This window comes from Lysinibacillus sp. NPDC097231 (assembly GCF_044761885.1).
Taxonomy (GTDB): Bacteria; Bacillota; Bacilli; order Bacillales_A; family Planococcaceae; genus Lysinibacillus.
The window spans coordinates 231,893-254,931 of the sequence record NZ_JBIWDH010000001.1; the positions used below are offsets into that span (position 1 = coordinate 231,893).

Sequence of the window (23,039 nt, forward strand, 5' to 3'; positions counted from 1 at the left end):
CCTTAAATTTTGCTTTAAGGATACTCATTCGTAAGCGATCTACAAATATGCCCTCCCTTAAACGATCTTGTCTTAAAATTCCTTCTTCCGTAATCTAACTTTCGGTAACTTATCTAGCATTTTATGATTCTCCTCTCTAGACAATTCGATACAATTCACTACACTAACAATCCCACAAAACGGAAGAAAATCCAAATACTTTATCCAAAATCCAGAATTTTATAACACCAAAAAGCTGATACTCTTTTTAGCATCAGCTTTCTTACTTAAATCACGTTTTTTATTATCAAATTAAAATAGGCTTTTAATAAGGGTATCAATCATCACAGGCATTTCCTTAAATGCGCTGTCCACATGTAATCTTTCAGTCTTTTGGTGTGCATCCTTGCCAAATGGCCCCACATTTAAAACAGGCCCTTGTAAAGAAGACATTGCTTCAAATGGAATACTATACGTATCCCCCCATACTGGTGTGTTGTGCTCAAATGCTGTCCATCCATTTGAGTCATCAGAATAATTAACATAGCTCAAATCACAAATACCATTAAAATAGTGAATTTGCTCCACTTCAATTTCAAATGTTTTTGCTGTTCTCTTCATCAATTCAATCGATTGGATTACTAGAGGGTGATTCGATGAATTGATGGCAGGATAGTAAGGTGGTGCGTATAACAACACTGTTGCTGGCGTTAGTTCCTGGCACCGAATCATTAGCTGATCCACGATGCGAATAGATTTTTCGCGATCATCCCATACATCGTTTTCAAGAACTAGACGTTTTATAGAATTGACTTCCCCAGCTCCTAATTTATTGATTGCATGCGCTAAAAGTGCCTCATAGCGAAGTACTTTTACCTCACCTACCCCCTGTACCTTTTCCCGCTCACAAACTTGTTTATACTGCTGGTTACAAGATGACATTGCCTCCAATGCTACTTGTTCAAAAATATCCATTACTTCAGATGCGGTGCGTTTTAATAAAAATACATTGTAAAGTGCTGCTGCACGATACGGTGTTTGTGTGGAATACTCCATTTTCAAGTCTTTTAATTGTAAGGATACGGGTAATGGTGTGCTTTCACCAAGATCTGTTTCACGGAAAATCGGGTTCCATTCCATATACTGTGTCATATAGGATGCAATAAAATTTGCCGTCATTCCTTTTAACGGTTCACCTACATGTGTCTCTTTACCATAGAATAGTGCAGCAGGCATAATCTTACCAATAGTACCTGAATAAATATATTCATTTGTATCAGCTGGCCCTTGTGAAAAAGAAGGCTCACTATTTAAAAATAGTTTATAAGATAGCCCATGCTGTTCACGAAGTCTTACAAGCTCAACGACTGCAGCTCGCATCCCGGCAGAGTTCACTTCTTCATCTGGGACAGACGTTAAAATCAGATTAATTGGCCACTCTTCAATACTTGCTTTTTCAATTAGCTGCATATGTAAAGCTAACCCCATCTTCATATCCATCGTTCCGCGACCAAATAAATAATTGCCCGATTCTAAATCAATTCTTGCCGCTTCAGGTAAATCCTTTTTGTATTTTGGCTCCAGTAGCTTTTTCGTTAGCTCTTCTGGATTGAAAGCAAACGACTCAAGCTCACCATACTCTTCTGTATGAACAGTATCAAAGTGACTAATTAACACTACTGTTTCTATTGCAGTTGGGTGCTTATACAAGGCAGTCACAGCATTACGACCCAGGTCCGCATCATGTAACTCAATAAGTTCTGGGTTTTTCTGAAAATATGAAAGCGTTTGCAAAATATTTTTTAATTTATAGGCAAATTCATTTTCACCTTTCGTTAATGTTCTACTTTCCCAACTGACAATTTCACACAATAATGCTCGCAATTTCTCATGTGTATTCCAAAGATAATTATTCATATAAATCTCCTTTATCCGATTTTTCAAGATTGCAAATGAATCCTCATTTTTTAATTCAATCTCAGAAAAAGCTGTGTTTATTTAGAAAGTTATGCAAGCAATAAAGAAACAACCCATATGGGGATTAAGGGATAAAGCAGTATTTTAAATGTTAAATTGCTATCCTTCCAGCCCTCATTTTTCCGTGTACCGGAAATTGTTTCCGTTAACAGGAAAGTGTATACGAAAAATATATTTGTTTTTTGTTATACAGTCAATATATTCAGAAAAAAATTTGTTTTACAAAACTTCGCGCAACGCAAACATTTATGGAGCTAGACGTAGACAAGGAATAAAAATACAATAAATAAGGGAGAGGTGAGACATGAATGCAATTATTAGAACGAGCTATGACAATTGCTAAAGTATTGGCTTCTGAAGAAAGCGAAAACAGTTTGTCCATTTCAGAGCTTTCGTCAAAATGTGATTTGCCACTTAGTACTTTACATAGAATTTTAAAAGCGATGATTAAACAAGGAATGATTGAACAAGACGAACAAACAAAGCAGTATCGTCTCGGTACAATATGGATGGAACTTGGCTTACAAGTGTATGATACGATGGACTATATTAGTAAAATTAGACCGGAATTAGAGCGTTTAGCTAGAGATGTCGAAGAAAGCGTCTATTTAAATAAACCTGCAGGGTTAGATACAATTATTATAGAAAGAATAGACAGTGCAGCTAATCCAATTCGTATTTACGATCAGTTAGGGATTCGTATACCGATGCATATTGGTGCTGCAAATAAAGCTATTTTAGCCGCTATGCCTGTTGCTCAAGCGAGAGAAATTCTCCAACAGCTAATTCCACATAAAGAAATCATTGAATTAGAGAAACAGCTTGAACAAATAAGACAACAAGGTTTTGCTACTAGCCATGGAGAAAGAACAGCGGGAACCTCCTCCATTGCAGTTTCCATTTTAAATGGTTTTGGTGAAATAGTCGGTGCCGTAAGCATAGGTTTTGTAAGCTTTAATGTTTCTAAAGAACATATCCAAACTCTCACTGAATACTTGTTAGAAACTGGTAAACGTATTTCTATGAAACTTGGCTATCGAGAGAAATAAGATTTACCCTCTTTCAGCGAGTGTTTTTTGTACCGAAAGCGTAGCGACAGGTACAGATGTCCAAACACCTACTGAAATAGAGGAACTCAGTCTAAGAATGCCACGTCCTGTGGCAATTTATCTGTGCGAAAGCGAAGCGACAGCAACACGGTTTTTTCTGTGCGAAAGCGAAGCGACAGCAACAACAACACACGACTGAGTGACCAACATCTTGTTGCTGTCGCTACGTTAGCACTGCGCTTTCGCACAAAAAACATCTACAGTCCCAAGCACAAAGCCGATACCGGACGCCATTATGCCGAGGTATAATTGATCACTTTTAAGATGTGCCCTATTTAATAACGAAATTTATACGTCTACGTTTAAAGGATTTTAGTCTGTAAAGGTTTTTTTCTTGAAAGGTTATGTGAAAACTGTTGCACTGAACGTCATCGTATGTTAAATTATTATGGTATGTAAAATACCGAACTGAAATAATAATCTTTCAGCATCAACAGTAAGGAGGGAATACAACATGCCAAAACAATGTGTAATCACTGGACGTAAAGCTCGTACTGGTAACAACCGTTCCCACGCTATGAACGCTAACAAACGTACTTGGGGTGCTAACCTTCAAAAAGTTCGTATCTTAGTAGACGGTAAACCAAAACGTGTATGGGTTTCTGCACGTGCATTAAAATCAGGTAAAATCGAGCGCGTTTAATCGTTGCATCCAAAAAATCGATTTCGCATTTGGTGCAAATCGATTTTTTTCTTTCTTTTAAATAGGAATGAAATGACTAATCCGCTAGCAATTATGTCTTGTTATAATTGCTAGCGGATTTATTTTGATATAGCAGCATCAAATCCAGTACAACCAATCGTATGCTTTCTATAGTAATGGTGATTAAGATATACTAAAGTTTTTCTTTTCCTCAAAAAGACGGGTTGGTTTTTCGTCATTATAAAAAAACCCGACTAGAGTTTGTCGGATTTTTTTACTTTCTTGTCTTTTTTAAAAAGGTTGATACACGTACGCGTAATACTACTCACAACTTTTGGTAGCTGGAACGTATATACTTTCAGGACTCTCTCCCCCTTACGCTAATCTATGCTTCTTATCATTAAACATATGCCCTGCGTGAAAGATATAGACCCTGAATCACCTATTATTTCATTACTTGTAAATCGGGATGTACCTAGAGAAATTTCTTCATTAGTTGTTTCATATTTTACTTGCCTTAATGTAACATCTTGAATCGGTTCTTCATGTGCAAAAAAAGATAAATAACGATATTGTTTATCCGCTGGAATGATGTGCGTGCCTGGTGATAAAAATTGCAACATATTTGCATGATTCATAATCTTTAATGCAACTTGTGGATGCTCTTTTTGCAACCGATAAATCGAACGGACTGCTGCTTCATAATGATCTAAGCGTCCACCTGTAACGCCTGTAAGCACAATTTCCTTTGGTTGATAAGTATACGCTTTTAACAACGCTAAATCAGTATCTGTTTCATTTTTTTCTTCTTGAAATCGTTGTCTATCATTTGTATGTGTCATCACAAGTTCGTATTCTTCATGTGTTAAGGAGTCAAAATCTCCTACAATAGCATGTGGTGTGATGCCTTGCTCGATTAAATACAAAGCACCTCGGTCAGCTCCGATAAATACGACATCATTTTGCTCTTGAAACAGACTAAATGAACACAGTTCCTCTTTTGGTCCACCAGCACAAACAACGACTACTGTCATCCTTTAATCGCAGCCTCACCAGCAGCTAGAATTTCCTGAAGTGCTGCCGTACGATCTTCTTTGCTATAAATTGCTGAACCAGCTACAAAAATTGTTGCTCCCGCTTTTGCACAAGGAATAATGGTCTCTGAATTAATACCACCGTCGATTTCTATAGCAATATCAAGATTACGTTCTTTAATAATAGCCGCTAAAGCTTCAATTTTTGGCACAACAGAATGAATGAATTTTTGTCCGCCAAAGCCTGGATTCACGGTCATCAACAACACCATATCAATATCCTCTAAAATATGTTGAATAGATTCTATTGGTGTATGTGGATTTAAAACAACACCTGGTTTCACTCCATACGAACGAATTAACTGAATTGTACGGTGTAAATGACGACAAGTTTCAACATGCACCGTAATATAGTCCGCTCCCGCTTTCGCGAATTGTTCAATATACTGATCAGGATTTTCAATCATTAAATGAACATCCAACGGTAAATCAGTTAAAGGACGAATGGCGTCTAATGCGATAGCACCAAATGAAATGTTTGGCACAAAATGACCGTCCATCACATCAATATGAATAAGCTGGGCACCTGCTTTTTCTACTTCCTTTACTTCTTCTCCTAATTTAGCAAAGTTGGCTGCTAAAATTGATGGTGCTATTTGTATCATCATTAATACCTCGGCTTTCGATCCATAATTTCTTGCATAAATTGTTCGTAATGCTTATAACGGTAGTCACGAATTTCTTCCGCCTCTACTGCTGCCTTTACCGCACATTTTGGTTCCTTTAAGTGTAAACAGCCTCTGAATTTACAATCTTCTGCAATTCGGGCCATTTCCGGGAAGCAAGCGCCTAACTCCTCTTTTTCGATTTCATCAAAATCAAATGAACTAAATCCTGGTGTGTCCGCTAATAAACCATCGCATACCTCGATTAATTCAACGTGGCGAGTCGTATGCTTTCCACGCCCTAAACTTTGTGAAATAATGCCTGTTTTTAAATTCAAATCCGGAATTAAGGTATTAAGCAATGTAGATTTTCCAACTCCAGATTGTCCTGCTAATACAGAAGTTTTTCCCTTTAGTATGGGTTGCAGACGTTCAACTAATTCTTCCTCGCCCTTAAAGGTTTGTAGTACAGTATAGCCTATACTTTCATAATCTTCTATATAACTTTGTAATTCCTCTCGTTCATGATCTTCTAGCAAATCCATCTTTGTTAAACAAATAATCGGATGTACATGAAACGACTCTAAAACAACTAAGAATCGGTCCAATAAAATGGTATTAAAATTAGGTTCTTTTACAGAAAACACTAGAATACCTTGATCTATATTCGCAATCGGAGGGCGTACTAATTCATTTTCCCGATCCATAATTTTTTGAATGGTACCGTCTGATCCCTCTGTTTCCAGTGTATATTCTACCATGTCACCAACGAGAGGGGATTCGCCGCGATTGCGAAAAACCCCACGTCCTCGACATTGTATAAGCTGTTTTCCATCATATACGTAATAATAACCGCTTAATGCTTTACGAATTTGGCCTTGCGCCATCCAATTCCCCCTTATTTGACATCATTGTAGTTGAATGTTTTTTCATCAATAATTTCTGAATCACGAATAATTTTATAGGCCACATCCTGACCATCTCCAATAACAAGTTTTATTTGGTATTCTGTATCAGCCGTAATAGTAAATTTATCAACTGTTTCTAACATTTTATGGTTTTTATCTTGAATATCAATTCGAATTGTTTGCTCTAAACCTTCCTCATTTGGTTTATATTCAATTGGCACAGTTTCCACCCAAGTTTTATCAGGCCTTTCAGCAGGGCCTTTACTTAAAATAACGGCAATTGCTGAGCCTTCTTCAACCTGAGTTCCTTCTTTTGTCAATTGTGATTTAACACTTCCAGCTGGGATTGTAGCATCATATTCTTCACGAACAACACGCCATGTCAAGCCAACTCTTTTAACATACTCATCCATTTGAGCTTTCGTATAGTTCACTACATTATCCACCCTAACCATTCTTATACCTTTACTAACCGTAAAAATAATGGTTGTATCTTTGGCAATTACGTCTATACCTGCCTCTGGTTCTTGTTTAGTAATGTATCCTTCAGGCTGCTCTGATGAGTACACTTCGTTAATTGTAATATTAGCAAATGTATCTTTTATCAATGCTTCGACTTGGCTAATTGGTCGCCCAATATAATTGTCTACTTTCGTCATTTCTACCCCAAGACTGACGATTAAATCTACTTCTGTTCCTTTTGCACGAAGCGTCTCCTCTGCAGGGTTGGTTTCAATGACTTTATCCTTTTCTATCACCTCATCATAACGCTTCTCTTGTTCACCAACAGTGAAGCCCTCAGCCTCTAACGTCTTAGTAGCTTCCTCAATTGTCATATTAGCTACAGAAGGAACAGGGATTTTTTTGGGGCTAAATAACTCTGTTGCAAATAATAAATATAGGAAAATAGCGATGGCTGCTAAAACTAACCCAACAAATATTGGCCATTTCTTCTTTTTCTTTACAGGAGTTACCTTGTCAACAGATTTCTTAACTTCGGGTTTCGGCTTTGATTGTGCAATTGGTTCAATTGCTCTAGTCTGCGTTAAATCTTCGTCCTTACGTATAACCGGCTCTTTTATAATCGGAATAGCCTTTGTAACATCATTATCTACTGGTATTACAAATTTAGGTTCATTAATACGATTTGGCGATAAAACCGTCTCTAAATCTTCTTGCATTTCTTCTACAGTTGCATAACGATGAGATGCGTCTTTTGCTGTAGCCTTCAGCACAATATTTTCCAAGCTTTGTGGAATTGTGGCATCGAAGGCACGCACAGACGGTGTCTCAGCCTGTAAATGCTTTAGAGCAATCGAAACAGCTGACTCTCCTGAAAATGGCAATTCCCCTGTTAATAATTCATATAAAACAATACCAAGTGCATAAATATCAGATTTATTTGTTGCTGTACCGCCACGAGCCTGCTCTGGTGATAAATAATGCACTGTTCCAAGCACAGAATTTGTTTGTGTAAATGACGTCGCACTAAGTGTCATTGCTATGCCGAAATCAGTTATTTTCACATTACCTTCAGCATCCATTAAAATATTTTGGGGTTTAATGTCACGATGGATAATATGATTTTCATGAGCATTGGCAATAGCAGATGTTAGTTGCTTCATAATATGCACACTTCTGGCAGGAGAAATCGGTGCAAATTCCTGTATGTACTGCTTTAATGTTTTCCCTTGGACATACTCCATCACAATATAATGCAGATCGCCATCATCACCTACATCATAAATACTAACAATATTTGGATGTGTAAGGCTTGTAACAGAAAGTGCCTCACGCTGAAAACGTCGATGTAATTCATCTTCATTCGTAAAATCATATCGTAATATTTTAATCGCTACATCACGGTTTAATATCATGTCATGTGCCAAATAAACATTAGACATACCACCGCCACCAATGAGCTCTATAATTTTATAGCGATCACTAATTCGTTTACCTACAAGCATACTTACACCTCCTCATCTTGCCTTGTGAGTAGCACGAGGGAGATATTGTCTTCCCCCCCGCTTGCATTTGCTAATTCTACAAGTTTCCGTCCTTTTTCCTCTATTGAATCTGGATACATAATAATTGATGCCATTTCATACACTGTGAGTTTATTACTTAAACCGTCCGAACAAATGAGTAAATACGATTCTGATGCTAAGTCTATCTCATAAAAGTCTGGTTCAATCGTTTCTTCTGTACCTACAGCTTTTAAGATGAAATTTTTCTTCGGATGTGTTAACGCTTCCTCTTCACTAATCTCACCATTTTCAACGAGAACATTTACATATGAGTGATCTCTTGTTATTTGTTGTGCACCATCTTCAAAGAAATAATACACACGACTATCGCCTACATGTGCGATAAAGCAATGACTTTTTTCAATTAACACTGCAATAAACGTCGTGCCCATTCCTTTACAGTCTTCATGTGATAAAGAATAGTCATATATACTTTTATTCAATTGCTTGACTGCTTGTAATAACCACTCTCTTTTTGATGTTGTTGATGCAAAATGATGTACCTCTTCCTGTAAAAAAGCGGATTCCATTTGTTTCATCGCCATATCACTCGCTACATCGCCAGCATTATGACCACCCATGCCATCCGCTACAAGTGCTAGTGCAAGCCCATCTGGACGTTCAAAAAATGCAGCACGGTCTTCATTAATTGCTCGTTTTAACCCAATATCACTCTCGACTGTGTATTTCAACACTGGTCACCTCGTTTCTTCAGATCTCTCTTGCGCACGTAATTGACCACACGCAGCAGCGATATCAGAACCTTGCTCTCGGCGGATCGTTACGTTAATACCATTCTTCTTTAATGTTTTTTCAAAAGCAAAAATTTGACTACGAGATGTGCGAACGTAATCACGTTCTGGTACGTAGTTTACAGGAATTAAATTCACGTGGCATTTGATTCCTTTTATTAATGCAGATAATTCTTCTGCGATTTCAACTGAATCATTTTCACCAGACATTAAACCGTACTCAAAACTAACACGTCGGCCTGTCTTTTTTGTGTAATAACGTACGGCTTCCATTAATTCATCCAATTTGTATGCACGTGCAATTGGCATGAGTTTTTGACGAGCCTCTTGGTTTGGTGCGTGTAAAGATACTGCAAAATTGATTTGTAGCTGTTCATCAGCAAATTCATAAATTTTTGGAACAATTCCTGATGTTGATACGGTAATATGACGTGCACCAATGTTTAACCCTTTTTCATGGTTAATAACTTTTAAGAAGTTCATCATCGCATCATAATTATCGAAAGGTTCCCCAATACCCATAATGACGATATGAGACACACGCTCGCCCATTTCATCTAAAGTCTGTTGTACTTTTACAACTTGCTCTACGATTTCTCCCGCTAATAAGTGACGTTTTAAACCACCTAACGTTGAGGCACAAAACGTACAGCCAATGCGGCAACCTACTTGTGTAGTAACACAAACAGAGTTTCCATAATCATGACGCATTAATACAGTTTCAATGGAATAGCCGTCTTGTAATTGAAATAAAAACTTGATCGTTCCATCTTTAGATTCTTGTTGAATAATTGTTGACAATGTCGTCAATGCGAAACTTGCTTCAAGCTTTTCGCGTAATCCCTTTGAAAGGTTAGACATTTCTTCAAATGTCTTTACACGTTTATTATATAGCCAATCGAAAATCTGTGCTGCACGGAACGGTTTTTCACCATTTTCTTTTAACCATTCTTCTAACTGTTTCGGTTGTAATGAATATACCGATTCTTTTAAATTTGGTTTTTCCTTTTTTGCTCGTCGAACAGGCTTGTCTTCTGCTTCTTCAACCAAGTCGTTAATGCGCTCATCAAATTTCTCTTGATCCACCATTAGTTGGATCCTCCTTTTTTACGAAAGGCGGCAACGAAGAAACCGTCACAGCCAAAGTCTTGTGGAAAGACTTGAAGCATGCCATTTGCTTGCTTTTCCGCTAATTTTGTTGGTAAAGATTCTAGTTGTATCGCTTCCATTTCTGGATGCACTGTTAAAAAGGCTTTTACGGTGCCTTCATTTTCTTTTTTATCGACTGTACATGTACTGTACACAAGCTTGCCGTTTATTTTCAATACTTTTGTTGCAGCATCTAGTAAAGCCAATTGTATTTTTTGGAGGTTTTCTATATCTTCCTCTCGCTTTGTATATTTAATATCTGGCTTGCGGCGCATGACACCTAAACCACTGCAAGGTGCATCGACTAAAATAGCATCAAATGATTCTGGTTGTAGAAAATCAGGTGCTTTACGACCATCAATAGGCGCAGTTTCTACTATATCAATTCCTAGACGATCTGTATTATGGTCGATTAAATCTAATTTATGTGGGTGAAGATCGGTCGCTAAAATTGAGCCTTCATTTTTCATAATCTCAGCTAAATGTGTTGTTTTTCCACCTGGTGCCGCACACATATCTAAAACACGCATGCCTGGAGATGGATGCAAGACGTTTGCTGGAATCATTGAGCTTTCATCTTGAATAGTAATTAGCCCCTCTTGGAATGCCCTTGTTCGAGCTGGCTGACCATTTGTTACATGTAAACATTCAGGCATCAAGTCGCTCTTGTTAGCAGTTAAGCCTTCTGATTCTAAGTTGGCAATCACTTCCTCAATGCTCGCTTTTGTCGTATTTACACGGACTGTCTGTACTGGAGGTATATTATTTTCATGTAACATTTCACTTGCTACATCAAAACCATAGTTATCGACAAAGCGTTGCACTAACCACTCTGGATGGCTTGTTTCAATAGCAAGGCGCTCGATTGGATCTTTAATTGCATCAGTAGAAGCTACACCCTGACGTAAAATAGATCGTAAAATACCGTTGACCATTGAAGCTATGCCTTGGTGACCTCGACGCTTAGCAATTTCAACAGCTTCATTTACCGCTGCATGTGGTGGTATACGAGTTAAATAATGCATTTGATATAACGATAAACGTAAAAGCCAGCGCACCCAATGATCCACTGAACCACGAATAAATGGCTCTAAATAGTAGTCGAGTGTCATTTTATATTGAAGAGTGCCATACGTAATTTCAGTTAACAGCGCGCGATCCTTCGCTTCGATTTTATGCCGCTTTATTGTTTCGTTTAAAAGCAAATTACTATAGGCTTGATTTTTATCTACTGCTAAAAGAATAGAAAGTGCAGCATCACGAACATTTCCATCCCAAATTACTACGCTTTTTTTACTCATTTAAACTGGTCCCCGATCTGTAATTTAGAACCTGTACCACGCAAATATTCCTCTGCTGTCATGCGTTTTTTACCAGCGGGTTGTACATCATACAGGGCAAGTGTTGTTCCATTTCCAGCTGCAACTTCAAAATGATCCTTTGAAATCGTAACAACTGTACCAGGAATAGCATCATGCTTTGTGTTTCCAACCTTTGCCCACCAAATTTTGAAGTTTCCATCTTCAAATGTTGTATAAGCAACTGGCCACGGATGAAGGCCACGCACTTGATTGTATAAAGTTGTAGCATCCTTTGTCCAATCGATACGTTCTTGTTCACGCGAAATATTACTTGCGAAGGTTACCTGTGCTTCATCCTGTACTATACGATTATTTGTTCCATTTATAATAGAAGGAAGTGTGTCTTTTAATAATTCACAGCCTACTACACTTAGCTTATCAAAAAGTCCGCCTGTATGATCTTCCTCTTCAATTAGGATAGCCTTCTGAGATATAATATCACCTGCATCAAGCTTCTCCTCCATATACATAATGGTTACACCAGTCTCTTTTTCACCATCAATAATTGCTTGGTGAATTGGTGCACCGCCACGATATTTCGGTAAAAGTGATGCATGGACGTTAATACAACCAAGGGATGGTGCATCTAATAATTCTTTCGGCAAAATTTGTCCAAAAGCCGCTGTTACAATTAGATCCGGCTGTAAATCAAGAATTTGCTGTAATTCCTCAGAACCACGTAGCTTTTCCGGTTGTATAACATGTAAGCCTAATTCCATAGCTGCGGCCTTTACAGGTGGTGGTGTAAGAACGCGTTTACGACCAACCGGACGATCTGGTTGCGTAACTACAGCTTTAATATCATAGCCTTCATGGTGTAGCATACGCAAAATTGGCGCGGAGAAATCAGGTGTTCCCATAAAAATTATTGACGTCATGCTATTCCTCCTCTTCAGCATACATTGCTTCAAGTTCTTCTTCTGTGACAATGCGTTTAATTTTTGAATCGAAAAGCACGCCATCTAAATGATCGATTTCATGTAAAATTGCACGTGCATCAAAGCCTCCAGCTTCGAGCTCATAAACGCGTCCTTCACGGTCACAGGCTTCAATTTTTACATAGTCAGGGCGTTCAACTTCACCGTATAATCCTGGAAAGCTTAAGCATCCCTCAATATCTACTTCAGCTCCATCTGTTTCAATAACAGTAGGATTAATCATTTCTAAAATATCTCGTTCCTCACCAAGCTCAACAATTGCGACACGTAAGCCTACATTTATCTGTGGTGCTGCAATACCAACGCCATCATATTCAACCATTGTGTCATATAAATCATCTAGTAATGTAATAATTTCATCATTAATTTCGGATACTTCTGCACACGGTGTAGACAGTACCTTTGCTGGATGTTCTACAACTTTTTTAATTGCCATCTTCTGTTCCTCATTTCTATATTTAAGGCTTATTACCTTGTCTAATTGGATTCCATATCATTACCTTAAGTTGTCATTAAACCTTTTATCACATTACATACGCTTTAAGAAAATGTCATGCCCAACTTTCGGTGATTTATATAGTTGACGGATCTAAATCTACCGTCATCAATATACCCTGTTTAATCCATTCCGCTCGATACATCGCAAGAAGGCGCTGTAAGACCGGAATCAGATTTGGTTCAATTTTATATTTTATCAAACATTGATAGCGATATCTATTTTGGAGACGGCTAATGCTTGCAGTAGTTGGACCAATAATGGCAACTTGATTTGATAAGTTTCCTCGTAGCCAATCTGCAGCACGGCTGGCATACTCTGCCGCCAGCATAACATCCTCGTGAGATATTTGAACAAGCGCGACAAAATAATATGGTGGATAGCTCGAACGACGACGTAAAAACATTTCACGTTCATAAAATGGCTCGTAATCCTGTAGTTTTGCCAACTCAATAGCATAATGCTCCGGGGTATACGTTTGAATAATAACCTCACCATGCTTATCATGACGACCAGCCCTACCACTTACCTGTGTTAATAACTGAAATGTCCGCTCTGCTGCACGGTAATCTGGTAGATGGAGTGATGTATCAGCGCTTAGAACACCTACAAGCGTAATATTTGGAAAATCAAGCCCTTTAGCAATCATTTGCGTGCCGAGTAGAATATCTGCCTGCCCTTCTCCAAAAGCCTGTAAAATTTCTTCATGTGCACCTTTTTGCTTTGTTGTATCCACATCCATCCGAAGTACCCTCGCTTCAGGAAATAGCTTATAAATTTCTTCCTCTACTTTTTGCGTTCCTGTACCAAAATAGCGGATATGTTCACTTTGACATTGCGGACAAGTTTGTGGAACCCGCTCCTCGTAACCACAATAATGACATTTTAATTTTTCTGTTGTGCGATGATATGTTAACGAGATGTCACAGTTTGGACATTGTACAACCGTGCCACAATCACGACAAAGCACAAATGAAGAATAGCCACGACGATTTAAAAACAGTACCATTTGTTCTTTTTTCTCAAGCCTTACACGTATTGCGTCAACAAGCTGCTCAGAAAACATAGAGCGATTTCCTTTTTGAAGCTCCTCTCGCATATCGGCAATAAAAACGGTTGGTAATGCTTGATGCAAAGCCCGTTGCTTTAATGATAGCAAAGTATAAACACCCTTCTTAGCTCTAGCAAATGATTCTAGTGCAGGCGTTGCACTACCTAAAATGACGGGACATTTGTAAAATTCACTTCGCCAAATTGCTACATCTCTTGTATGATAGCGTGGTGAATCTTCTTGCTTATACGTTGATTCATGCTCCTCATCTAAAATAATTAGACCTATATTTGTAAAAGGAGCGAAAATAGCTGAACGGGCTCCAACAACAACGCTCACCTTTCCTTGCTGAATTTTACGCCATTCATCATACTTCTCACCAACGGATAGTCCACTATGCATCACAGCAACCATCTCCCCAAAGCGACTACGAAAACGCTCTGTCATTTGAGGCGTTAATGATATTTCAGGTACTAGCATAATCGCTTCCTTACCCTCATCTAAGACCTTTTGTATTGCTTGCAAATATATCTCAGTTTTACCACTTCCCGTTACACCATGTAGTAAAAAGGTTGTCGCAGTCTGTTCTTCCATCGATCCGGTAATAGCCTTCAGAGCATCATGTTGCTCATTTGTTAATTGTAAAGATTGAGTACGGGAAACTTCCTTAGTAAAAGGATCACGATACACCTCTTCTTGAATAAAGTGAGCGGCACCTTTGTCAATAACTGACTGTAATACTGCAGAAGATACACCTGTTTCCTCATAGATTTCCTGTGGCAAAAGAACCTCTCCAAGGTGTCTGGCCATCCATTCAATCAGCAGTCGCTGTTTGGCTGCTCTCGCTGCACCTTCCATTGCCTTATCGATATCTTGCTGATTATCTGAAATTTTGACCATACGTATTTCTTTCACATTTCCTTGCTGCTTAACGATATTTTCAATTTTTACAATTTTATCAGTTATAAGCTGCTTTAATAAGGGAAGTAATTCAGCACGCTCAAATTCTTTGAAATTAGCCTGTTGTCGCTTACCAAAAATAGCATTGACCTCTGCTGGTAAAGCTTCTTTCTCCACTTGTAGTGTTATGATTTTTTCATACTTCGCTCGAAGCGCTGATGGAAGCATGACCTGTAAGGCATCAATTTCATAGCAAATCGTTTCATTTTTTAGCCATTTTGCCATAAACAGCATTTCTTCTGTTAAAACAGGCTCTATATCTAAAATTTGTGCAATAGATTTTAATTTGTTAGATGGTACATCTGTTTCACTTTTTAATCCGACTACAAAACCTAAAACATTTCTAGGTCCAAACGGTACTTTTACTCGACAGCCCGTTTCTATAATATTTACCCATTCAATCGGCACTTCATAGTCAAATGGACGATCTACATGATATGTTGATACATCCACTATGACCTCTGCAATCAAAAAACTCATTGCTCCTCACCCTGTATGACATGCATCCAAAGTTCTTTCGCAAATTTTATGGCATCTGTCGTATCCCAAAATCGCCCATTTACTTCTGCCGTGTCACTAAAATCAATCCACTTATCAGATACAACAGATAACTTTGGTTCACCAATAACCTTTTGTCCAAAAGTTACGGCTGTCATTTCTTCTACAGATAATATCGGTGCTCCTTCAATCGTAGGAGTATTTGCTGCATGAATGAAAAATGCATGAGGATATTGGTTTTTATATTCTTCAAGTTGTTCAATAAGTTTATGCACACTTGCTTCTTTCTCATCTATAAGGATTACATTTGCCCCAAGTTCTTTCGCCTCTTGTGCTAATGCCGAGCCAATCCTACCATTTGCTTGTGTACTAATAACATGCTGCTCGTCCAAAGGAATATGAAACGCTCCTACTGTCACAACTACAGTTTTACCTACTAGTGGTCTAGCCTTCTCTGAAAAAAACTCTTGTACAATTGCCGTTATTTTCTCCGGTTCCTCTAATCGTCCCTTACCGACATAGCCACACGCCAAAAATCCTTCTGAAGGCTCAATAAATTGATAACCATCAGATGCTAGTCGTGCCAAATTCCGCTTTACCGAAGGATGTTCATACATATGCACATTCATAGCTGGTGCAATCCAAACAGATGCAGTGGTTGCAAGTAAGGTTGTCGTTACCATATCGTCGGCAATGCCATTTGCCAGTTTACCAATGACATTTGCAGTAGCTGGTGCAACTAACACTAAATCTGCCCAGTCTGCCAAGTCGATATGGGCAATAACGCTGGAATCCTTTTCGTCAAAAGTATCGAAAAAAACATCATTTTTGGACATCACTTGAAAGCTCAATGGGTTAACAAATTGCCTTGCTGATGCTGTCATGATAACCTTAACATTTGCACCTGCCTGAGAAAGCTTACTAACTAGAGCTACAGCCTTATAAACCGCTATACCACCTGAAACACAAAGTAAAATATTTTTATTCATGTGCAATATCTTCCTTTCAAATGATAAGCTCCCAAAGGAACATTCCTCGGGAGCTCTTGGCATTCTGTATAATCATAAATCCACTGCAGACTTTAACATTAATTTGGCAAAAGCTTTTTACATCAATGTTAGATTTCGTCTTCGTACACAGCTGACTCATCCTGTGATACCTTCGTAAGTACACCTGCCGCTACTTCTTCAAGTGCTTTTCCTACGTATTTATGAGAAACATACTTGTGTAAACGTTCAGTGCCTTGTTCCTCTTGCATTTGACGAGCACGTTTAGATGCTAAACTTACTAAAGAGTATTTTGAATCGATTTCTTTTTTTAATGTATCTACTGATGGGTATAACATGGGTTTATTCTCCTCTCAACATTGACAAATATCTTTTTTCAACACGTTCTCTACGACAATGCTCGGCTTTAATAATCGCATTTATTCGATCACAGGCATTTGTCACTTCATCATTTTCAACAACATAATCATATAGGCTCATCATTTCAAGCTCTTCACTTGCTGTTGCAATACGCTTTGCAATAACATCTGCTGTTTCTGTCCCTCGACCAACTAAACGATCCTTTAATTCCGTTAAACTTGGTGGAGCTAAGAAAATAAACAATGCATCTGGTGCCTTTTTACGAATTTGCGCTGCACCCTGCACTTCGATTTCTAAAAACACATCACGACCTGCATCAAGTGTTTCATTTACATAAGCTAACGGTGTTCCATAGTAATTCCCTACAAATTCAGCGTGCTCCAATAAGCCACCCTGTTCAATCAACGCTTCAAATTCTTCACGTGTCTTGAAAAAATAGTCTACACCATCTACTTCACCTTCGCGAGGATTTCGTGTTGTCATCGAGATGGAATACTCATAATTCGTATTCGGCTGAGAAAATAATTCTTTTCGCACTGTCCCTTTACCTACACCAGATGGGCCAGACAGAACAATTAATAATCCGCGTTCTTTTATCATTTATTCTCTATATCTCCCTTAATTTATAACAGATGCATACTATTCAATATTTTGAACTTGCTCACGCATCTTTTCTAAAATTGTTTTCGCTTGAACTACCGCAACGGCCGCCTCTGTTGATTGATTTTTTGAACCAATCGTATTGATCTCACGATGAATTTCCTGCATTAAAAAGTCTAATTTACGCCCAACTGAAATTGTTTCTTGTAATGTTTCCTCCAGTTGATTAAAGTGACTATCTAATCGATCCAATTCTTCGGTGATGTCCACACGTTCCGCAAATATCGCTACTTCTGCAAGTAAGCGATCTTCTAACAACGCACCGTCTGCCACTTCAGCAATTCGTTCCAATAATCGTGTACGGTATTTTTCAACAGCAAGAGGAGCGAATGAACGAATCTGATTCACTTGTTCCGTTAACTGTTCTTTATATTGTACAACAACATCTTGCAACTCTTGCCCTTCACGCTCACGCATTTGAATTAGCTGCTCAATTGCTCGCGTAACTGCTTTTTCAACAGCACTTAGTAGATCCTCGGGTGTAAGCTGTGGTTTTTCCTGTACAAGTGCTTGTTCAAGCGATAGTAGCTCTTGCATCGTCCATTTTTCTTCTAGTGGTACTTTACTCGCTAATTGTTCTTTTGCCTTTCGATACGCTTCAATTAATGACCAATTAATTTCAATAGATTGCTCGACGTTTTCCAAATCCTTAACATATACCATCACATCAATTTTGCCACGTGACAAAGCTTGTGAAATTAGTTTCTTTGCAAAAATTTCTGCTTCAAGCCATTCTTTCGGAAATTTTGCGTGAATTTCTAAAAAACGATGGTTGACCGAGCGCATTTCTACGGTTAATTGAAAGTCTCTTGTTGTTGTGACACCTCTGCCAAAACCAGTCATACTACGCACCAAGGTTCGTCACACCTTTCTTTGCATACTGGGATTATTATAACATAAGCTCAGTCATTTATGACGCCTCTCCATAAAAAATTAGACCAATTTCGCCTTGACGTAATTGTAGCTGTCGCGCAGATAAACAATGTAGCTACCGCTTCGCTTTCGCACAAAAAATTTGCTGAATGAAGATAACGCAAAAGCTAATTCTACCACAATTGAAGCTATATTTTAATATTCACCTAAAAAATGCTATGATAAACATATGAAAAACTCATCATCAACAGTTAGAGATGACATTTGTAAAACATTTGTCATGTTTGAGGTTGATTAGTGTGAAGACTTAGCGACTCTTTGGAGATTAACGTCACAGATGAGACTGGTGTGTTGATTAGAAAACATTGTTTTGTTATTGAGTAATAAAAGGTTTTTTATTGATATTTTGCTTATAAGCGTCCATTTTTTAGCAGATTGTAGCGAAGGGCTACTTGATTCCCGCGGGAAAGCGAGACAGACGAGACCCTAAGGCCAACAGATGTTTTTTGCGCGGAAGCGAAGCTGCAGCAACAGATCTTAACTGTAGCGAAAGCAAAGCGACAGCTACAAAATGGTTTTGTCTGTGCGAAAGCGTAGCGACAGCAACAAAATGGTTTTGTCTGTGCGAAAGCGTAGCGACAGCAACAAAATGGTTTTGTCTGTGCGAAAGCGTAGCGACAGCAACAGCATAATGTTGGTCAAGAAGGCATTGTCACAGGACGTGACCTGCAAGTAGCCCGTAACGGAAATCGGCATCTTCTAATCAATTGAAGAGAGGATAAAAATGGCAAATCAATACATCTGTTAAAAAATAAATACGAAAGTACCGAGATGCTTTATATTTTGGAAAGAGGAATTCATATGGCATTTGATGGCTTATTTACTTATTCAATGACTGCCGACCTACAACAATTAGTAACAGGTCGGATTACGAAAATACATCAACCAAACGCTCAGGAGGTTATCCTACATATTCGTGCAAACGGAAGCAATCATAAATTACTTTTTTCGATTCATCCTTCTTACGCACGTGTTCACCTTACTGAGCAGTCTATTGATAATCCAGCAGAACCCCCTATGTTCTGTATGCTGTTACGAAAACATTTAGAGGGCGGTTTTATTTCTTCTATTAAACAGCACGATTTTGATCGCATTATAATAGTAGAAATTGAAAGTAAAAATGAAATTGGGGACCCAATCGTAAGGGAAATTCATGCTGAAATTATGGGGCGTCACAGTAACCTTTTGTTAATTGATAAGGAGCAGGGAAAAATAGTCGATAGCTTAAAACATTTACCACCTTCCGTGAATAGTTTCCGTACAGTGTTACCTGGTCAGCCTTATATGGCACCACCTGCGCAGAATAAATGGCACCCTCTTGCAGTAACCGACGAACAACTGACAAGTTATTTCGCGGAAGCAAAAACGATTAAGGAAGTTGTTTCACAATTTGTTGGCTTCTCCCCACTACATGCAGAGGAATTATTATTCCGATTAACAAACACAAAAGATAGTGTAGATTGCTTTAGAAGCTTTATTGCTTCCTTTAATAATGGTGGAACAAAGCCGATGTATGTAATCGCAAATAATAAAACATACTTCTCACCAATCGCTTTAACGCATTTACATGGAGAAGTAACAATTTATCCAAATGTACACGAGCTACTTGATCGCGTATTCTTTGCACGCGCAGAGCGCGACCGTGTTAAACAGCAGGCAGGAGATTTAGAGCGCTGGCTACAAAATGAAATCGATAAGCTTACATTAAAAACAAAAAAATTAAATAAAGACTATGAACGCGCCTCAAGGCTCGATCAGCTTCAACTATATGGAGAATTACTAATGGCGAATATTTACGCCTTTGAAAAAGGTGTAAAGGAAGTAACGGTCACTAACTACTATAGTGAAGACGGAGAGGAAGTCACTATTCCAGTAAGTGAACGTAAAACACCAATAGAAAATGCCCAAAGCTATTACACAAAATACACAAAAGCAAAAAATGCTCTTATTATGGTTCAGGAACAGCTAGAAAAAACGAAGGAAGAAATATCGTATTTTGAAATGCTTTCCCAGCAGGTTCAACAAGCTGCTCCTGGTGATATAGAAGAAATTCGTGAAGAATTAGCAGAGCAAGGATATTTAAAATTACGTCATGGTCGAAAAAAGAAAAAACAAGCCAAACCTGAACCTGAACGTTATGTGTCTTCAACAGGTGTAGCCATATCTGTTGGGAAGAATAACAAACAAAATGATATGCTAACATTTAAAATCGCTAAGCGTACAGATACTTGGCTGCATACAAAGGATATTCCTGGCTCACATGTTGTCATCCATTCAAGTGCACCAGACGACACAACATTACGAGAAGCTGCTACTTTGGCCGCCTATTTTTCAAAAGCTAGAGACTCTTCTTCTGTCCCAGTAGATTACACAGAAATACGTCAGGTAAAAAAGCCAAACGGTGCGAAACCTGGTTTTGTTATTTACTTTGAACAAAAGACTTTATTTATTGATCCAGATGAAACTGTCATTTTACAGTTAAAAAAACAGTCTTAAAGCTCGGAATACGATACGAAATGTATCGTATTCCTCTTTTTTTGATTAATCAGTACTACAATGCGATGAAAATACCCTTTTCCTCATCGATTTTTACAGACAATTCTCCCATTATAATACTTTAAAAAAAATTGATGAATCATCTGAACTGTTTATTTCGACAGTTATTGACTTCCATCTTTCTTAATGGCTAAATTTAAATATAAAACAGCATTTCAGAAAGGGCGTATCTCTATGTCTGTAGGCAAAAAATTAAGTTTTGGTTTTTCCATTATAGTCCTCACCTTAATCATTTCATTGTTGATTATGTTTATGCAGTTTACAAACATTGAAAAAAAATTAGAAAATGCACTAGATAATCGTGCTGCCCTAGTAGAGTTAGCTGATAATATTCAAATTGAACTAGCTATGCAAGGTCTTTTCATTCGCGCAATATTTATCGAGGATATAGCTACTAATAAAGACAACTTCACAAAATATTCAGGAATGCTAGATGAGCATGTAGCCGAAATGACCAAAAAATCTGATTCATCTGAGATGGATTCTTATGTAAAGGATCTAAATACATACAATGATGCATTTAATATAGCTACTGATGAAGCACTAGCACTTCATGATGCCGGGAAATTAGAAGAAGCTTTACAAAAAGTTAATGGCGAGGTTCAACAAGCTAACCAGGGACTATTAGCAGTATCCGAAAATATTATCAGTTATCAAAAGAATCAACTTGATAATGTCACAAAAGAGTCCAAACAAGCAGTATCTGATTCACAAACAATCTCAATTATCGCAATCATCATTGGTCTAATTCTTGGGATATTCCTAATGTTATATGTGCAGCGCGCAATTTCACGTCCATTAAAATCCATAGTTATTGCAGCTAATAACATTGCTGATGGTGAATTATTCCATCAAGATATTTCTCATCAATCTAAAGATGAAATCGGTCAGCTTTCTTTAGCCTTTAACACCATGAAAAGTAGCTTACGAAGTTTATTAACACATATACAAGACAATGCTGAACATTTAACAGCTTCAGCTGAAGAGCTATCTGCCTCTACTGAAGAAATTACAGCTTCTTCTCATGAGGTGACACAGCGTATTAACGAAACAGCAAATGCCGCATCTGCTGCAACAATTGCTGCCACTGAGAGTGCACATGCAATGGATGAAACAGCAGTAGGTGTGCAACGTATAGCAGAGGCAACTCAACAACTTCATGAAAGTGCAGTTACAACAAACAAGTTAGCAAATAACGGTAATAGTACAATTGATGACGCTCAACAACAAATGAACGTAATCTATGATTCTACCCATATGATTAACAATCTCGTAGAAAAATTGAGTAAACAATCAGAAGAAATAAGCAATATCACTACAGTCATTACAGCAATCTCCGAACAAACGAATTTGTTAGCTCTAAATGCTGCAATTGAGGCTGCACGTGCTGGTGAGCATGGTAAAGGCTTTGCTGTCGTAGCCGATGAGGTTCGCAAGCTAGCAGAAGAATCCAAGCAATCAGCCAATCAAATCGTATCTTTAACACAGGAAATCCAAGAAGATACACAAAATGTCGAAAAAGCTGTAGAAGATGGTCTACATTCTGTGACAGATGGTTTAAAAATTATCGGGGATGCTGGCCAAGCTTTCGAAGCAATCGTAAAAGCTATCAATACGATGACAGATCAAATAGAAGATATTTCTGCTACTTCAGAAGAAATATCTGCTAGTGCGGAACAAGTTGCTGCATCTGTCGCAGAAATTGCTAGTGGTGCATCTTCTAGTGCAGCCCATACACAAATCGTTGCTGAGGCTAGTGAAGAACAAGCTACTACAATGCAACAAGTAAACCAAGTTGCTACAGATTTAAGTGAAAAATCATTTGATTTACAAACACAAATTAATCAATTTAAGCTTTAAACCTTGAAGCAGTGGATTCTTCATGCACTGCTTGATTTATCCATAAAACCCGATTGAGGCCAACACGATGTTGGTCACACAAGCGTTTCCGCAGGATGCGGAGTACTTAGCTTGTG

At 38.1% G+C, this 23,039-nt stretch carries 22 protein-coding genes; 6 read left to right on the forward strand and 16 right to left on the reverse strand.

Annotation, left to right across the window (positions count from 1 at the left end; genetic code table 11):
• Positions 1-291: 291 nt before the first annotated feature.
• A complete protein-coding gene (locus tag ACIQXF_RS01180; RefSeq protein WP_402777938.1) occupies positions 292-1,896 on the reverse strand; it encodes a M20/M25/M40 family metallo-hydrolase in 1,605 nt (534 codons plus the stop codon).
• Between the two features lie 368 nt (positions 1,897-2,264).
• Here ACIQXF_RS01180 and ACIQXF_RS01185 point away from each other — a divergent pair, with 368 nt between their 5' ends.
• The 3 genes from ACIQXF_RS01185 to rpmB all read left to right on the forward strand — a co-directional run bounded on the left by ACIQXF_RS01185 (position 2,265) and on the right by rpmB (position 3,708).
• On the forward strand, positions 2,265-3,005 hold the full coding sequence (locus tag ACIQXF_RS01185) for an IclR family transcriptional regulator (protein WP_402777941.1): 741 nt from the start codon (positions 2,265-2,267) through the stop codon (positions 3,003-3,005).
• A complete protein-coding gene (locus ACIQXF_RS01190) occupies positions 2,986-3,204 on the forward strand; it encodes a hypothetical protein (protein WP_402777944.1) in 219 nt (72 codons plus the stop codon). Before ACIQXF_RS01185 ends, ACIQXF_RS01190 begins: the two co-directional genes overlap by 20 nt.
• Positions 3,205-3,519: 315 nt before the next feature.
• Positions 3,520-3,708: a 50S ribosomal protein L28 gene (rpmB, locus tag ACIQXF_RS01195; protein WP_004227417.1), complete on the forward strand. Its 189-nt coding sequence runs from the start codon at positions 3,520-3,522 to the stop codon at positions 3,706-3,708.
• 254 nt (positions 3,709-3,962) lie between these two features.
• On the opposite strand, the gene spoVM is transcribed toward rpmB, so the two are convergent.
• From spoVM to ACIQXF_RS01270, 15 genes are all read right to left on the reverse strand, one after another.
• Positions 3,963-4,070 carry a stage V sporulation protein SpoVM gene (gene spoVM, locus ACIQXF_RS01200; protein ID WP_402778263.1) on the reverse strand — a complete coding sequence of 36 codons (108 nt, stop codon included), beginning with the start codon at positions 4,068-4,070 and terminating at the stop codon, positions 3,963-3,965.
• An 18-nt stretch (positions 4,071-4,088) separates the two neighbouring features.
• Positions 4,089-4,742 (reverse strand): thiamine diphosphokinase, encoded by a 654-nt coding sequence (locus ACIQXF_RS01205; protein ID WP_402777955.1) that lies wholly within the window; start codon positions 4,740-4,742, stop codon positions 4,089-4,091.
• Complete coding sequence (rpe, locus tag ACIQXF_RS01210) at positions 4,739-5,407, reverse strand: ribulose-phosphate 3-epimerase (RefSeq protein WP_402778266.1); 669 nt, start codon at positions 5,405-5,407, stop codon at positions 4,739-4,741. Before rpe ends, ACIQXF_RS01205 begins: the two co-directional genes overlap by 4 nt.
• Positions 5,408-5,409: 2 nt before the next feature.
• Positions 5,410-6,294 (reverse strand): ribosome small subunit-dependent GTPase A, encoded by an 885-nt coding sequence (gene rsgA / locus ACIQXF_RS01215; protein ID WP_402777957.1) that lies wholly within the window; start codon positions 6,292-6,294, stop codon positions 5,410-5,412.
• A gap of 11 nt (positions 6,295-6,305) precedes the next feature.
• The gene (gene pknB, locus ACIQXF_RS01220) at positions 6,306-8,282 is read right to left on the reverse strand and encodes a Stk1 family PASTA domain-containing Ser/Thr kinase (RefSeq protein WP_402777960.1); all 1,977 of its coding nucleotides are present in this window, start codon (positions 8,280-8,282) and stop codon (positions 6,306-6,308) included.
• A gap of 2 nt (positions 8,283-8,284) precedes the next feature.
• Positions 8,285-9,034 (reverse strand): Stp1/IreP family PP2C-type Ser/Thr phosphatase, encoded by a 750-nt coding sequence (locus tag ACIQXF_RS01225; protein ID WP_402778269.1) that lies wholly within the window; start codon positions 9,032-9,034, stop codon positions 8,285-8,287.
• Positions 9,035-9,040: 6 nt separating this feature from the next.
• Complete coding sequence (gene rlmN, locus ACIQXF_RS01230) at positions 9,041-10,183, reverse strand: dual-specificity RNA methyltransferase RlmN (RefSeq protein WP_402777963.1); 1,143 nt, start codon at positions 10,181-10,183, stop codon at positions 9,041-9,043.
• Positions 10,183-11,544 (reverse strand): 16S rRNA (cytosine(967)-C(5))-methyltransferase RsmB, encoded by a 1,362-nt coding sequence (gene rsmB, locus ACIQXF_RS01235; RefSeq protein ID WP_402777966.1) that lies wholly within the window; start codon positions 11,542-11,544, stop codon positions 10,183-10,185. The genes rlmN and rsmB overlap by 1 nt, the downstream gene beginning before the upstream one ends.
• On the reverse strand, positions 11,541-12,482 hold the full coding sequence (gene fmt, locus ACIQXF_RS01240; RefSeq protein ID WP_402777969.1) for a methionyl-tRNA formyltransferase: 942 nt from the start codon (positions 12,480-12,482) through the stop codon (positions 11,541-11,543). The genes rsmB and fmt overlap by 4 nt, the downstream gene beginning before the upstream one ends.
• Before the next feature lies 1 nt (position 12,483).
• Positions 12,484-12,978: a peptide deformylase gene (def, locus tag ACIQXF_RS01245; RefSeq protein ID WP_402777972.1), complete on the reverse strand. Its 495-nt coding sequence runs from the start codon at positions 12,976-12,978 to the stop codon at positions 12,484-12,486.
• A 136-nt stretch (positions 12,979-13,114) separates the two neighbouring features.
• A complete protein-coding gene (gene priA, locus ACIQXF_RS01250; protein ID WP_402777975.1) occupies positions 13,115-15,529 on the reverse strand; it encodes a primosomal protein N' in 2,415 nt (804 codons plus the stop codon).
• Positions 15,526-16,536, reverse strand: coding sequence for a bifunctional phosphopantothenoylcysteine decarboxylase/phosphopantothenate--cysteine ligase CoaBC (gene coaBC, locus ACIQXF_RS01255; RefSeq protein WP_402777978.1), 1,011 nt, complete (start codon positions 16,534-16,536; stop codon positions 15,526-15,528). Before coaBC ends, priA begins: the two co-directional genes overlap by 4 nt.
• 128 nt (positions 16,537-16,664) lie before the next feature.
• Complete coding sequence (gene rpoZ, locus ACIQXF_RS01260; protein ID WP_402777981.1) at positions 16,665-16,892, reverse strand: DNA-directed RNA polymerase subunit omega; 228 nt, start codon at positions 16,890-16,892, stop codon at positions 16,665-16,667.
• Between the two features lie 4 nt (positions 16,893-16,896).
• Complete coding sequence (gmk, locus tag ACIQXF_RS01265) at positions 16,897-17,514, reverse strand: guanylate kinase (protein WP_132357484.1); 618 nt, start codon at positions 17,512-17,514, stop codon at positions 16,897-16,899.
• Positions 17,515-17,553: 39 nt separating this feature from the next.
• Positions 17,554-18,429 (reverse strand): YicC/YloC family endoribonuclease, encoded by an 876-nt coding sequence (locus tag ACIQXF_RS01270; RefSeq protein ID WP_402777984.1) that lies wholly within the window; start codon positions 18,427-18,429, stop codon positions 17,554-17,556.
• Between the two features lie 524 nt (positions 18,430-18,953).
• Here ACIQXF_RS01270 and ACIQXF_RS01275 point away from each other — a divergent pair.
• The 3 genes from ACIQXF_RS01275 to ACIQXF_RS01285 all read left to right on the forward strand — a co-directional run bounded on the left by ACIQXF_RS01275 (position 18,954) and on the right by ACIQXF_RS01285 (position 22,923).
• The gene (locus ACIQXF_RS01275) at positions 18,954-19,139 is read left to right on the forward strand and encodes a hypothetical protein (protein WP_402777987.1); all 186 of its coding nucleotides are present in this window, start codon (positions 18,954-18,956) and stop codon (positions 19,137-19,139) included.
• 169 nt (positions 19,140-19,308) lie between these two features.
• Positions 19,309-21,003, forward strand: coding sequence for an Rqc2 family fibronectin-binding protein (locus ACIQXF_RS01280; RefSeq protein ID WP_402777989.1), 1,695 nt, complete (start codon positions 19,309-19,311; stop codon positions 21,001-21,003).
• 234 nt (positions 21,004-21,237) lie between these two features.
• Positions 21,238-22,923, forward strand: a complete 1,686-nt coding sequence (locus ACIQXF_RS01285) for a methyl-accepting chemotaxis protein (protein ID WP_483869722.1) — start codon at positions 21,238-21,240, stop codon at positions 22,921-22,923.
• The last annotated feature ends 116 nt before the right edge of the window (positions 22,924-23,039 follow it).